This window comes from Chimaeribacter californicus, assembly GCF_002858675.1.
GTDB classification, from domain to species: Bacteria; Pseudomonadota; Gammaproteobacteria; order Enterobacterales; family Enterobacteriaceae; genus Chimaeribacter; species Chimaeribacter californicus.
Map to the genome: position 1 here is coordinate 58,471 of NZ_PJZF01000005.1, position 14,045 is coordinate 72,515.

Annotated in this window: 12 protein-coding genes; 4 read left to right on the forward strand and 8 right to left on the reverse strand. The window is 54.3% G+C overall.

Annotation, left to right across the window (positions count from 1 at the left end; genetic code table 11):
• Window positions 1-47: 47 nt before the first annotated feature.
• The 8 genes from CYR55_RS07965 to CYR55_RS08000 form a co-directional block, all read right to left on the reverse strand.
• Entirely contained in the window at window positions 48-1,415 is a 1,368-nt protein-coding gene (locus CYR55_RS07965) for an MFS transporter (protein ID WP_165699547.1), read from the reverse strand.
• A 218-nt stretch (window positions 1,416-1,633) separates the two neighbouring features.
• Window positions 1,634-2,521 carry a heme o synthase gene (gene cyoE / locus CYR55_RS07970; protein ID WP_101815626.1) on the reverse strand — a complete coding sequence of 296 codons (888 nt, stop codon included), beginning with the start codon at window positions 2,519-2,521 and terminating at the stop codon, window positions 1,634-1,636.
• 16 nt (window positions 2,522-2,537) lie between these two features.
• On the reverse strand, window positions 2,538-2,870 hold the full coding sequence (locus CYR55_RS07975) for a cytochrome o ubiquinol oxidase subunit IV (RefSeq protein WP_101815627.1): 333 nt from the start codon (window positions 2,868-2,870) through the stop codon (window positions 2,538-2,540).
• Window positions 2,870-3,484 carry a cytochrome o ubiquinol oxidase subunit III gene (locus CYR55_RS07980; protein ID WP_101815628.1) on the reverse strand — a complete coding sequence of 205 codons (615 nt, stop codon included), beginning with the start codon at window positions 3,482-3,484 and terminating at the stop codon, window positions 2,870-2,872. The genes CYR55_RS07975 and CYR55_RS07980 overlap by 1 nt, the downstream gene beginning before the upstream one ends.
• Window positions 3,474-5,465, reverse strand: coding sequence for a cytochrome o ubiquinol oxidase subunit I (gene cyoB / locus CYR55_RS07985; RefSeq protein WP_101815629.1), 1,992 nt, complete (start codon window positions 5,463-5,465; stop codon window positions 3,474-3,476). The genes CYR55_RS07980 and cyoB overlap by 11 nt, the downstream gene beginning before the upstream one ends.
• A gap of 3 nt (window positions 5,466-5,468) precedes the next feature.
• Window positions 5,469-6,419, reverse strand: a complete 951-nt coding sequence (gene cyoA / locus CYR55_RS07990; RefSeq protein ID WP_101815630.1) for a cytochrome o ubiquinol oxidase subunit II — start codon at window positions 6,417-6,419, stop codon at window positions 5,469-5,471.
• Between the two features lie 500 nt (window positions 6,420-6,919).
• Complete coding sequence (gene ampG / locus CYR55_RS07995; RefSeq protein ID WP_101815631.1) at window positions 6,920-8,401, reverse strand: muropeptide MFS transporter AmpG; 1,482 nt, start codon at window positions 8,399-8,401, stop codon at window positions 6,920-6,922.
• A 153-nt stretch (window positions 8,402-8,554) separates the two neighbouring features.
• Window positions 8,555-9,133: a lipoprotein gene (locus CYR55_RS08000; protein WP_101815632.1), complete on the reverse strand. Its 579-nt coding sequence runs from the start codon at window positions 9,131-9,133 to the stop codon at window positions 8,555-8,557.
• Window positions 9,134-9,463: 330 nt separating this feature from the next.
• On the opposite strand from CYR55_RS08000, the gene bolA reads away from it, so the two are divergent.
• From bolA to clpX, 4 genes are all read left to right on the forward strand, one after another.
• Entirely contained in the window at window positions 9,464-9,778 is a 315-nt protein-coding gene (gene bolA, locus CYR55_RS08005; protein WP_101815633.1) for a transcriptional regulator BolA, read from the forward strand.
• Window positions 9,779-10,214: 436 nt separating this feature from the next.
• Window positions 10,215-11,516 carry a trigger factor gene (gene tig / locus CYR55_RS08015; RefSeq protein WP_101815634.1) on the forward strand — a complete coding sequence of 434 codons (1,302 nt, stop codon included), beginning with the start codon at window positions 10,215-10,217 and terminating at the stop codon, window positions 11,514-11,516.
• Window positions 11,517-11,932: 416 nt separating this feature from the next.
• The gene (gene clpP, locus CYR55_RS08020) at window positions 11,933-12,556 is read left to right on the forward strand and encodes an ATP-dependent Clp endopeptidase proteolytic subunit ClpP (RefSeq protein WP_101815635.1); all 624 of its coding nucleotides are present in this window, start codon (window positions 11,933-11,935) and stop codon (window positions 12,554-12,556) included.
• A gap of 153 nt (window positions 12,557-12,709) precedes the next feature.
• Window positions 12,710-13,984, forward strand: a complete 1,275-nt coding sequence (clpX, locus tag CYR55_RS08025) for an ATP-dependent protease ATP-binding subunit ClpX (RefSeq protein ID WP_072926501.1) — start codon at window positions 12,710-12,712, stop codon at window positions 13,982-13,984.
• Window positions 13,985-14,045 lie beyond the last annotated feature (61 nt).

The following is a 14,045-nucleotide window of genomic DNA, read 5'->3' on the forward strand; positions in this document are numbered from 1 at the left end:
TTAAAAAGAGCCGCATTTGCGGCTCTTTTTTATGGCGGCGGGGTGGGTCAGGCTACCTCGACCAGCTGTTCCAGCGTTTGCCGGTTGGTGATTTTGCTGTCGATTTTAATGTAAGCGCTGCGCTCTTCCGGCACCACCACCACATCGGCCACTCCCGGCTGCGCACGCAACCGCGACGCCAGCGCGGCGTCTTGTACCGCCTGCTCAGACAGGGTGATGCGCAGGCTGCTGACATACGGCGGCTCCTGCATCGTCGCGCTGACCAGGAACCACACCACGGCAATCACCGCACACGCCATAAACACCGCACCGGCTCCGGCCAGGCCGAAGATCCAGCCGCCCAGGCTGCCGCCGATGGCCACCCCGATAAACTGGCTGGTGGAGTAGACGCCCATTGCCGTGCCTTTGTAACCCGCCGGGGATTCCTTGCTGATTAATGAGGGCAGGATCGCTTCCATCAGGTTAAAGGCGAGGAAGAACAGCTGGATACCGGCAATGATCACCCACAGGTGATGGCCGCCGGCAGACCAGAGTACCAGCTCCGCCAGCAGCAGCACTGCCACACAGCTCATAAAGACCTGCTTCATGCGGCGTTTCTTCTCGGCATAAATGATGAACGGGATCACCGCGACAAAGGAGGTCAGCATCGTGACCAGGTAAACCTTCCAGTGCTCGCTGGGCGGGAAACCGGCCTGTTCCATGACCCGCGGCAACACCACAAAGCTGGACATCAGCAAAATATGCAGGCACATGATGCCGAAGTTAAGCTTCAGTAACTTGCTGTTGCCCAGCACCTTAGTGAAGCTGCCTTTGACCATGCTGGATTCGCGGTTAAGCACATGGCGGGAGGCATTCGGGACGACCGCCAGCGTAATGGCAATGCCGCACAGCGCCAGCAGGGCGATCATCCAGAACAGCGCATGCAGGCCCAGCGCATGGGTAATGATTGGCCCGAGCACCATCGCAATCGCAAAGGTAATGCCGAAGCTGATGCCGATAAACGCCATCGCCTTGGTGCGGTTCTGTTCACGCGTCAGGTCAGAGAGCAGCGCCATCACCGCCGCGGCAATCGCCCCGGAGCCCTGCAACGCACGGCCAAGGATGACGCCCCAGATGGAGTCCGTCATGGCGGCAATCACGCTGCCGAAAGCAAAAATGCCTAAGCCAAACACAATCAGCGGCTTGCGGCCGATGCGATCCGAGAGCAGGCCGAACGGGATCTGGAAAATTGCCTGGGCCAGCCCATAAATACCGATCGCGATACCGATCAGCGTTTCACTGGCACCGGAGAGCGCCATGCCGTACGTCGTCAGCACCGGCAGCACCATAAACATGCCGAGCATCCGTAAGGAGAAAACTGTCCCTAATCCCCATGTCGCCCGGCTTTCCTGCGGGGTCATTTGGTTATCTTTCATTACCACCTCAAAATGACAAACTGCGTCATTGTAGTGTTGTTAAGGCATTGCGGTAAATCGCCGGATGTTTAGCAGATATTACCGTCAGGTTGCACCTGTGGCCGCAGCGGCGGGCAGGCAGAAAAAGGCAGAGAAAAAGAAGCGGAGAGGGCAGGGGAGGGGCAAAAAAAAAGTGAAGTGCCGGAGCACTTCACTTGATCAGATGCGCGACGCGCAAGTTACCAGACGTAAGTCAGCAGCGAGCCGGACGCCGGGACATTGAAGTCAACGGACATCATGACGCTCAGTGAGGTAATCGCCACGATAGAGAAGACGAACAGTTTGCGCGCCCACACTTTATCGTTGGAGGTTTTATACCCACGCAGGGCCATACCCAGCCACCAGACACTCACCGCCGCTGCGACCACCAGGTATTTGTACCCGGCATAGCCACCCAGCGAGAGCATCACGGTTGCCACCATAAACGCCAGGATATAGAGCGTAATATGGTTCTTCGCGACCGAGATGCCTTTCACCACCGGCAGAACCGGGATGTTGGCAGCCTGATAATCCTTGAAGCGGAAAATCGCGATCGCATAAGAGTGCGGCATCTGCCAGAGGCTGAAAATCAACAGCAGAATCAGCGCCCCGGCATCAAACTCGTTGCTCACTGCGCAGTAACCAATCACCGGTGGTGCTGCCCCGGAAAGGCTGCCAATCAGCGTGCCGTACACAGAGTTACGCTTCATGTAGAGGCTGTACACCCCGACATAAATAATAAACCCTGCCAGCGCCAGCCACATGGCCAGCGCATTGGCTGCGAAATAGAGCAACGCGCCGCCGGCAATACCCAACAAGGTCGCATACACCAGGGTGCTTTTCGGCTGAATAAGGCCCTTTACCAGAACCCGGTTCTTCGTTCTCTCCATTTTCTTGTCGATGTCGCGGTCAATGTAGTTGTTAAATACACAGCCCGAAGCGACAACCAACGAGACGCCCACCAGGGTAGCGAGGAAGAGGGGGTAATCAATGTTCCCTTTGGAAGCAAGGAGGAACCCCCCGACGACAGAAATTAAATTACCGAAAATAATTCCTGGTTTTGTTACTTGCAGGTATTGCTTAATCATCGTGCAACTCGGCTCGTTAACGGACCATCATATTGAGGTTGAGGTTGTACATAATCCAGAGTGAGCCCACAACGACGATAAGAATGATCATAGCGGTGAACAGGAACGCCACCAGGTTCCAGCGCTCTTCCGACGACGTATTCATGTGCAGGAAGTACACCAGGTGCACCACAATCTGAATCACCGCCATCGCGACAACCGTGCCGAGGATGGTCGCATGAGAGGCAGTGCCGTTCATCACCATCCAGAACGGAATAATCGTCAGGATCACAGAGAGGACGAACCCAATCAGGTAGCTTTTCATGCTGCCGTGGCTGGCGCCGCCATGCCCTGTAGAAGAATGACTCATTACATGGCCCCCATCAGATAGACAACGGTAAATACACAGATCCAGACCACGTCCAGGAAGTGCCAGAACAGGCTCAGGCACATCAGGCGGGTTTTGTTCACGGAGGTCAGGCCACGGTTTTTCACCTGAATCATCATGGTGATAATCCAGATAAGACCGGTGGTCACGTGCAGGCCGTGCGTCCCTACCAGCGTAAAGAAGGCAGAGAGGAAGGCACTGCGACCAGGCCCGAAGCCTTCGGTGATCAGGTGATGGAATTCATAGATTTCCATACAGATGAAGCCGAGGCCGAACAGGAAGGTCAGGAATAACCAGGTATTGACGCCGCTCTTGTTGCCTTTGTTCATGGCCAGCATGGCCATGCCGTAGGTAATACTACTGAACAGCAGGCAGAAGGTTTCTACCAGAACAAACGGCAGTTCAAAGATGTCTTTACCGGAGGGACCGCCGGCGGTCCCATTTACCAGGACTGCGTAAGTTGCGAACAAGCTCGCAAACAGCACGCAGTCGCTCATCAGGTAGATCCAGAAGCCAAAGACTTTGGTCTCACCTGCATCGTGGTGCCCATGCTCCGCATGGGCTACGTTGTGGTTAGTCAGAGTATCAGTTGACATGTTTCACGCCTGCTTTGCTGATTTGTTCAAAATGTTGGTTCTCAATACGCTCGATTTCGGCAACCGGCACATAGTAGTCAACATCGTTGTCGAAGCTTTTCGCGATCCAGGTCACAATCATCACCAGGAAGCCCACAATCGCCAGCCACCAGATGTCCCAGATTGCGGCGAAACCAAAGATCAGGCTTCCCAGGGCGATGATGATACCGGCGCCGGAGTTTCTCGGCATATGGATCTCTTCATACTTCGCCGGCTTCTTATACGCTTCGCCTTTCTCTTTCATGTCCCAGAAGGCGTCACGGTCATGCACTTCAGGTACCACAGCAAAGTTATAGAACGGCGGCGGAGAAGAGGTTGCCCACTCCAGGGTACGCGCACCCCACGGGTCACCGGTCAGGTCGCGGTTCTGGTCACGGTCACGTACAGAGACGAAGATCATGATCAGCTGGCACAGGATGCCGCAGGCAATCAGCGCCGCGCCGACCGCAGCCACCATCAGCATCGGGTGGAATTCCGGGTCGATGTTCTGGCTCAGACGACGGGTCATGCCCATGAAGCCCAGCACGTACAGCGGCATAAAGGCCACGAAGAAACCGATGATCCAGAACCAGAAGGAGCGGACCGCCCATTTCTCATTCAGCATGAAGCCGAAGGATTTCGGGAACCAGTAAGTCAGGCCGGCGAAGCAACCGAACACCACACCACCGATGATAACGTTGTGGAAGTGAGCGATCAGGAACAGGCTGTTGTGCAGCACGAAGTCCGCGCCCGGTACGGCCAGCAGTACGCCGGTCATCCCACCGATGGAGAAGGTGATGATGAAGCCAACGGTCCACAGCATCGCGGAGTTGAACTGAATACGGCCCTGATACATGGTGAACAGCCAGTTGAAGATTTTCACCCCGGTCGGGATGGAAATGATCATGGTGGCGATACCGAAGAAGGCGTTAACGTTCGCGCCGGACCCCATGGTGAAGAAGTGGTGCAGCCAGACGATAAACGACAGAACGGTAATCGCGATGGTTGCCCACACCAGGGAGGTGTAACCGAACAGACGCTTCTTGGAGAAGGTCGCCGTTACTTCCGAGAACACACCAAACACCGGCAAGACCAGGATGTACACTTCCGGGTGGCCCCATGCCCAAATCAGGTTGACATACATCATCATGTTGCCGCCCATATCATTGGTGAAGAAATGGGTGCCCAGATAACGGTCCATCGTCAACAGCGCGATGGTCACAGTCAGGATCGGGAAGGAGACAATGATCAGGATGTTGGTGCAGAGTGCCGCCCAGGTAAAGACCGGCATCTTCATCAGTGGCATACCTGGTGCACGCATCTTCAGGATAGTCGCGAAGAAGTTAACACCGGTCAGCAGGGTACCAATACCGGAAATCTGCAGGCTCCAGATCCAGTAGTCGACACCCACGCCAGGGCTGAATTCCTTACCGGACAATGGCGGATAGGCCAGCCAGCCAGTCTGCGCGAACTCACCCACACCCAGAGAGATGTTGATCAGAACCACAGCAGCGGCGGTGAACCAGAAGCTGACATTGTTCAGGAACGGGAAGGCCACGTCACGTGCACCAATCTGCAACGGTACGACGATGTTCATCAGACCAATAACGAACGGCATTGCCATGAAGAAGATCATGATCACGCCGTGCGCGGTAAAGATTTGGTCAAAGTGATGAGGCGGCAGGAAACCCGCTTCCCCGGCAGAGGAGAGGGCCTGCTGGCCACGCATCATAATGGCATCGGCGAAACCACGCAGCAGCATGACAAATGCCACGATGATGTACATGATGCCCAGTTTCTTGTGGTCAACGGAGGTTAACCATTCAGTCCACAGATACTTCCATTTGCCGAAGTACGTCACGGCACCGACAATGCCGGCCCCGAGTACAGCAACAACGGCAAGGGTAATCATAATGATGGGTTCGTGGTACGGAACCGCATCAAGCGTTAATTTTCCGAACATCTTTTATTCCTCGGCTCCGGCTTTTGCGTGCTCACCCATGTCCATGCCTTTGCTCATGTCCATACCGTCCGGCATGGCATCGATATCTTTGTGCGATTTCATCTCGCCCATAAATTTACCAATGACTTCCTGGAACAGGCCTGATTTCACACTGGAGAAGTACTCAACCGGATGTGCTTCGCTCGGCGCAGCCAGTTTGTTGAACTCATCGGTGCTGTTCAGGGTGTTAGGCGCCTGCTTCACTTTTGCCACCCAGTTATCAAACTCTTGCTGGTTTGGCGTAGCGATAGCATTGAACTTCATCCCGGAGAAACCGCGACCGCTGAAGTTGGAGGAGATCCCTTTATAGGTTCCTGCTTCATTAGCGATCAGATGCAGCTGAGTCTGCATACCGGCCATCGCGTAGATTTGTCCGCCCAGTTGGGGAATAAAGAATGAGTTCATTACCGTGTCAGACGTGACCTTAAACTGCACCGGCACGTTTTTCGGGATAGCGATCTCATTGACGGTGGCGATACCTTGTTCCGGATAGATAAACAGCCATTTCCAGTCCAGGGCGACCACTTCAATTGTCAGCGGTTTTTGGTCGCTGGCGATAGGCTTGAAGGGGTCCAAAGCGTGGGTGGTTTTCCAGGTTATCGTTGCCAGAATGGCAATGATAATGATTGGAACGGTCCAGACCACAGCTTCGATCTTGTTGGAGTGGGACCAGTTTGGACTGTACTTAGCGTCTTTGTTGGAAGCGCGATACTTCCAGGCAAAGGCGAAAGCCATAATGATCACTGGAATAACCACGATCAGCATTAAGCCGATAGCAGTCAGAATCAGTGTTCGTTGCTCGTGTCCAATTGCTCCCTTGGGATCCATTAATGCCGTATTGCAACCACTGAGCATTACCGTGGAAGCAAATAAAGACAACATCCCAATACTTTTATTGTATTTCTTAAGTCTCATCTAACGACCTCAATTACAAGGGCTCTATTGTCGTTTCATGTGTGCGGGCATTTTACGGGAAGGTTGCAGTACTGTAAACACGCTTAAGAGTGTGTCAGCAGCGTGTTGACACTTTATGTTAACATGGTCACACCTGTAACAGTAGGTGATGATTTCCTAATGGCAACAACGCGTTGTGACAACTAAGCTGCGGATTTTTAGCCTATTTGCTGAAAAAATAACTACTAAAGGGCACGATTATTTCGCCAACCAGAAATGTTTAGAAATTCGAAGTTTAAAATATGTAAACAACTTGTGTAATTAAAGTGAAAAATAAAATAAATCTGCTACCGAAAAAAAGGAACAACTGGAAACAGAGTGTTAATTAAAAAGGGACGATACCGGGGGATTTTCTACAATACGCAGCAAAAATAGTGGGCGGCCCTCTCCTTAAGAGGTAGGGTTGTTCATTTTTTAAACAATTTTGTTGTTTGTTTTTTGATTAATCGGGTGCCGCAGGGTTAAATAACCGGCGAAGGACGCCGCTGAGCGGCATAGTCCAGCCCCGCTCCCCACAAAATACCGCCAATCCCCAGTGCCATTCCTGCTTCAAATAAGGGGGTGAGCAGCCCGCCCAACGTTGCGCCGGTCAGCGCGGAAAACGCCAGCCCAACCAGCCACACCAATAACAGAGCACAACCCAGGGTAAACAGGCGGAATGCCCAGCGATAGGCCTGGGGAAAATGGATGCGCGGCAGGGTGTCTTCATGGTGTTGCGCATACTCCAGCGTGCTGCGGCAAGCCACAAGCAGCAGCAACCCCGGCACGGCCGCCACAATCGAGAAGAGATAAAACAGCGGCCAGCCGTGTGCTTCCACAAACCAGCCGGCCACCGGGCCGACATAGACACGGCCCACGGCAGAGAGCGCTGAAAGCAGGGCAAACTGGGTGGCGGAAAAGGACTTGTTACACAACGCCATCAGCAGCGCCACAAAGGCCGCGGTGCCCATGCCGCCGCAAAGGTTCTCAAAGAAAATCGCCACGCCCATGCTGAGCAGGTGCTTATCGGTAATCGCCAGCAGCCAGTAACCGGCATTCGAGACCGCCTGCAACACGCCAAAGATCAGCAGGGCGCGGAACAGCGACAGCCGCTGCATCACCGCGCCGCCATACAGTGCGCCGACGATGGTAGCCGCCAGCCCCAGAGTTTTGTTGACCAGCCCCACTTCGCCAGCCTCAAACCCGACACCGCGGATTAAAAACGTGGTGCTGAGGCTGCCGGCAAAGGCGTCGCCCATCTTGTAGAGCACAATCAGGCAGAGGATCAGCCAGGCATTATTACGCCCGAAGAAATCACGCAGCGGGGCCATGATCGCCTGCTCCAGCGTGCGCGGCACGGCGGCGTGGGTATCCGGCTCTGGTGCAAACAAGGCTGTTATCACGCCCACCAGCATCAGGGCAGCCATCAGCCAGTAGGTGGCCTGCCAGCCGAGATAGCGGTCCGCCAGCCACAGCGCCAGCCCGCCGGAAATCAGCATCGCCAGCCGGTAACCCAGCACCGAAACAGCTGCACCCGCCCCCCGCTGTTCCGCATTGAGCAGATCGGTTTTATAGGCGTCGAATACAATATCCTGGGAGGCCGACAGAAACGCCACCGCGACCGCCAGCGCCGCCAGCCACCAGAGATCCCGCGCCGGCTGCATAAAGCCCATGGCGAAAATGGCCCCGATCAGCAATAGCTGGGTCAGCAGCAGCCAGCCGCGCCGCCGGCCAAGGAAAGGCGGCGTGTAGCGATCCATCAGCGGTGACCAGAGGAACTTAAAGACATAGGCCTGTCCAACCAGCGAAAAGAAACCGATGGTTTTGAGGTCAACATTCTCAACGGTCATCCACGCCTGCAACGTACCAGAGGTTAGCGCCAGCGGCAGCCCGGACGCAAAGCCGAGCAGCAGCATGACCACACTGTTGCGTTGGGTAAAAAGGCTGAGGGTTCGGCTAAGCATGGCAGGGTTCCGCAGGCTGGTGCCAGCACGCTGGCAGATAAAGGAAAGAGGTGACGGTGGGTCATCCGCAGGGACAAGGGGCAGGGTGCATCCTGTTCCCTGGATAACACAGCAACCCGGTGGCCCGCAGAAGGGCCACCGGGCAGAGGGGGATCAGCGGGCGTTCTGTTTGATGAACTCGCTGACGCTGGTGTCCTGTGCCATATCCGAAATCACATCACCCAGCACGGTGTTAACGGCATTGGTGATTTTGTCATTGGTGGCGGTGAAAGCGCCCTGGACGTTATAAGTCGAGCGGTAATTTTTCACCTGCTTGCTGCCGTTTTTCGCTGTGGCGATGATGGAGATGTCCGCTTTGGTAGTGATGTTGTAGCGCAGATTACCTTCCTGGACATCGGCAAACAGGTTGTTGACCACGATCTGCAGGTCGACCGCGCCGTCAGCGCCGATCATATAGCCGCGCGCACCCATCTGTTTCTCCAGCACTTCCTGCAGCAGGAAACGCAGATCGCGGGACGGGGTCAGCGTCACCAGCTGGCCTTCACGGTTAACCTTCGCCAGGGCCTGATCCTGGCGCTGGTCTGCACCGTTGATACTCACGGTCACGCCCATCAGGGTCGGGTCTTGCGTCGGCAAGACCATTTTCGGGGTGACATTCAGGGTATTACTGCTGGTGGCACAGCCGGCCAGCATCAGGGCTGCCAGCAAAGGGAAGATCATCTTTTTTAACATGGTCACATCTCTTTCATTATTGTGAATGGGCAATGCGCAATGGCCGACATCATAACATTGCCGTCCGGCGGGGGAAGATCCCGGTGTGCAGATTTGCACCTCTCCGCGTTTTTTTTACGCATTCCAGTCGCTCAGGCTGCCAATTTATGCCTTTTCAACCGGATAACGGTTTATGCTTTGCCCTGTCCGGCCTGCCGTCGCAGGAGAGACATGGGCTTTTTCAGCGCGCTCGCCGACAAATTTATACAAGCGGCACGCTAACAGTTTAAAAACGACTAATATTGAAACAGATAGGGCGCAGCTCTCTGCGGGTATAATAAGGAGATCTTTATGATTCGCGAGCAAATTGAAGCAAAATTAAGGGCGGCGTTTGAACCTGTGCATCTGGAAGTGGTGGATGAAAGCTATCGCCATAACGTGCCGGCCGGTTCAGAGAGCCATTTCAAAGTGATAATGGTCTCCGATCGGTTTGTGGGCGAACGTTTTCTGACCCGGCATCGCGCGATTTACGGCGTCTTGTCAGAAGAGCTTTCAGATGGGGTACACGCCCTGGCGCTCCATACTTATACGCTGAAAGAGTGGGAAGGATTACAGGATACCGTACCGGCCTCTCCTCCCTGCCGCGGGGCCGGCACGCTGGCCTGACGGCAGAACGCCCGGTTCACCGGTGCGTTGCCATACCCTGATGCGTTGCAGGTGGAACTTTTCACCGCAAATAGGGTATTAATAAAGACGAATCGATAAAACGGCCTGCGGGCCGTTTTTGTTTCATGACTTATTGCGTGGAGAACAGGTCAGCAGCACGGCAAAAGCCAGTTTGGTGAGTAAAACGCCGGAAGTGTGAGATTTAGCGCGTCATGGGCACCGTCACCTCCTCGACTCGCACGGCTTGCGCCGCTATAATGCTGCGTCTTATTTTCCGGAATGGTTTCGGGACGCTTCTGAAAACAGGGAATGGGTTCTGGTAAAGCGGCCGTCCTGGTTCTTAGAAGCCGTTTTCAAAGTAAGCAGTCCCTGGGCTCTCATTTTGAGAACGGCTTCTGGAGTTGACCGAGCACTTTGATTTTTTTGAGGTAACAAGATGCAAGTTTCAGTAGAAACCACTCAAGGCCTTGGGCGCCGTCTCTCTATTACTGTACCGGCTGATGTTATCAATCAGGCAGTAAAAAAAGAGCTGATCAACGCAGCGAAAAACGTCCGTATCGACGGTTTCCGCAAAGGCAAAGTGCCGATGAATATCGTGGAACAGCGCTATGGCGCCTCTGTCCGTCAGGACGTGCTGGGCGATCTGATGCAGCGCAATTTTGTTGACGCGATCATCAAAGAGAAAATTAACCCGGCCGGCGCACCGAACTACGTGCCGGGCGAGTACAAAGAAGGTGAAGATTTCACCTTCGCGGTAGAGTTTGAAGTCTACCCGGAAGTGGAACTGAAAGATCTGGAAGGCATTGAAGTTGAGAAGCCGGTTGTTGAAGTTAACGAAACCGACGTGGATGCCATGCTGGAAACTCTGCGTAAGCAACAGGCTGAGTGGAAAGAGACTGACGCTGCTGCCCAGGCAGAAGACCGCGTCACCGTTGACTTCAACGGTTCTATCGACGGTGAAGAGTTTGATGGCGGCAAAGCCTCTGACTTCGTGCTGGCAATGGGCCAGGGCCGCATGATCCCGGGCTTCGAAGAAGGTCTGGTTGGTCATAAAGCCGGTGAAGAGTTCACCATCGACGTTAACTTCCCGGAAGATTACCACGCTGAAAACCTGAAAGGGAAAGCCGCGCAGTTCGCTATCGTGCTGAAAAAAGTTGAACAGCGTGAACTGCCGGAGCTGACTGAAGATTTCATCAAACGTTTCGGCGTGGCTGATGGCTCTCTGGAAGGCCTGCGTGCTGAAGTGCGTAAAAACATGGAGCGCGAGCTGAAAGGCGCCGTGCGTAACCGTGTGAAAACTCAGGCAATCGACGGCCTGGTTAACGCCAACCCGATCGACGTGCCGGCAGCCCTGATCGACGGCGAAATCGACGTTCTGCGCCGTCAGGCGGCTCAGCGTTTCGGCGGCAACGAGAAGCAAGCGCTGGAACTGCCGCGCGAGCTGTTTGAAGAACAAGCCAAACGCCGTGTGGTTGTTGGCCTGCTGCTGGGCGAAGTGATCAGCAAAAACGAACTTCAGGCTGATGAAGATCGTGTGAAAGCCCTGATCGAAGAGATGGCCTCCGCGTACGAAGATCCGCAGGAAGTGATTGAGTTCTACAGCAAGAATAAAGAACTGATGAACAACATGCGTAACGTCGCACTGGAAGAGCAGGCGGTTGAAACCCTGCTGGCCAAAGCGAAAGTCACTGAAAAAGAGACCTCTTTCACTGACCTGATGAACCAGGCGTCTGCCTGAGTTGATCGCTGAACCGGGTTCTGCCCGGTTCTCTCTGCCAGGCCCACGGGATCCCGTGGGCTTTCTTTTTTACCCAGGCCATTCCGGCTAAAATTCTCATTTCTTTTGCCCTGATTTACACTATATTCAATATGTTGGTCTCTCTGGTTGCGTACATGGCCTGCGCTGACGGCCGGTGAGTGAACAGATTATCACCAACAGGCAGGGGGATGGGCAACGGGCAAATTTCATGGGCGCGCTTGAAAAGCGCAGAGGGCGCCCCCACTGCTTAGGGGTACGGTTTCCATCGATCTGCATGAGGGGACGACCACCGTTTTCGGCAGGGGTGGCCGGGCGCTTGAGCATGGTCTTCAGCGGCCAACTCAAGTAGAATCGGTTTTAATGGCGCCAAAGTGAATTATTTCTAGGAGACGGTGATGTCATACAGTGGCGAACGAGATCAATTAGCACCTAACATGGCTCTGGTACCAATGGTGGTAGAGCAGACTTCCCGCGGTGAGCGTTCATACGATATCTATTCCCGCCTGTTGAAGGAGCGCGTCATCTTCCTGACCGGCCAGGTTGAAGATCACATGGCTAACCTAATTGTGGCGCAGATGCTGTTCCTGGAAGCGGAAAACCCGGAAAAAGACATCTTCCTGTACATCAACTCCCCTGGTGGGGTGATCACGGCCGGCATGTCAATTTATGACACCATGCAGTTTATCAAACCGGACGTGAGTACTATCTGTATGGGCCAGGCATGCTCCATGGGCTCATTCCTGCTGGCAGCGGGTGCCAAGGGCAAACGTTTCTGCCTGCCGAACTCGCGGGTGATGATTCACCAGCCGCTGGGCGGCTTCCAGGGCCAGGCGTCAGACATCGAAATCCATGCCAAAGAGATCCTGAAAGTGAAAGCCCGCATGAACGAGCTGATGGCTAAACATACGGGACAGTCTCTTGAAGTGATAGAGCGTGACACTGAGCGTGACCGTTTCATGTCTGCAGAACAATCTGTAGAGTATGGCCTGGTCGATTCGGTATTAACCCATCGCGTCTGACACTAATGAGTACGGACCGATGCGCTATACTGGGTGAAGCTACTGTGTTTTTCGCAGTTAACGCATCGGCGGCCAGCAGCGGAAAGGTTCGTTAACTGGTCATGCTTCTGCCGTGTGTTGCGGCAGAACAGATACTAGAGAAGAGGTTTACTGATGACAGATAAGCGCAAAGACGGTTCAGGAAAGCTGCTGTACTGCTCTTTTTGCGGCAAAAGCCAGCATGAAGTGCGTAAGCTGATTGCCGGGCCGTCAGTGTATATCTGCGATGAATGTGTTGATCTGTGTAACGACATTATTCGCGAAGAGATTAAAGAAGTTGCGCCCCACCGTGAGCGCAGCGCACTCCCGACCCCGCACGAAATCCGAAACCACCTGGATGACTACGTCATTGGCCAGGAACAGGCGAAGAAAGTGTTGGCGGTGGCGGTATACAACCACTACAAACGCCTGCGCAACGGCGATTCCAGCAATGGGATTGAGCTGGGCAAAAGCAACATTCTGCTGATTGGCCCGACCGGTAGCGGTAAAACCCTGCTGGCTGAAACCCTGGCCCGTTTCCTGGATGTGCCGTTCACCATGGCGGACGCCACCACCCTGACCGAGGCCGGTTATGTGGGTGAGGATGTGGAAAACATCATCCAGAAACTGTTGCAGAAGTGCGATTACGATGTGCAGAAAGCACAGCGCGGCATTGTCTATATCGATGAGATTGACAAGATCTCCCGTAAGTCAGACAACCCGTCGATTACTCGTGACGTGTCCGGTGAAGGCGTCCAGCAGGCGCTGCTGAAACTGATCGAAGGTACCGTGGCTGCGGTTCCGCCACAGGGCGGCCGCAAACATCCGCAGCAGGAATTCCTGCAGGTTGATACCTCGAAAATCCTGTTTATCTGCGGCGGCGCTTTTGCCGGCCTGGATAAGGTGATCGGTCAGCGTATCAATACCGGTACCGGCATTGGCTTCGGTGCGGAAGTGAAGGGTAAATCTGAAAAAGCCACTGAAGGTGAGCTGCTGGCGCAGGCTGAACCAGAAGATTTGATTAAGTTTGGTCTGATCCCTGAGTTTATTGGCCGTCTGCCGGTTGTGGCGACCCTGAGCGAGCTGAGTGAAGACGCGCTGATTCAGATCCTGAAAGAGCCGAAAAACGCCCTGACCAAACAGTATCAGGCGTTGTTCAACCTGGAAGGCGTGGAGCTGGAGTTCCGGGATGAAGCCCTGAACGCGATTGCCAAGAAAGCCATGGCACGTAAAACTGGTGCCCGCGGTCTGCGCTCTATCGTTGAAGGCGCACTGCTGGACACCATGTACGACCTGCCTTCCATGGACAGCGTGGATAAAGTGGTGATTGATGAGTCAGTGATTGCCGGCCAGTCTGAGCCGATGCTGATTTATGGCAAGCATGAGGCCCAACAGGCTTCCGGCGAATAATTAGCCAACCATTCCAGCACGTTAAAGATCAAATGGGGGAAATCATCCCCCATTTTTTTTT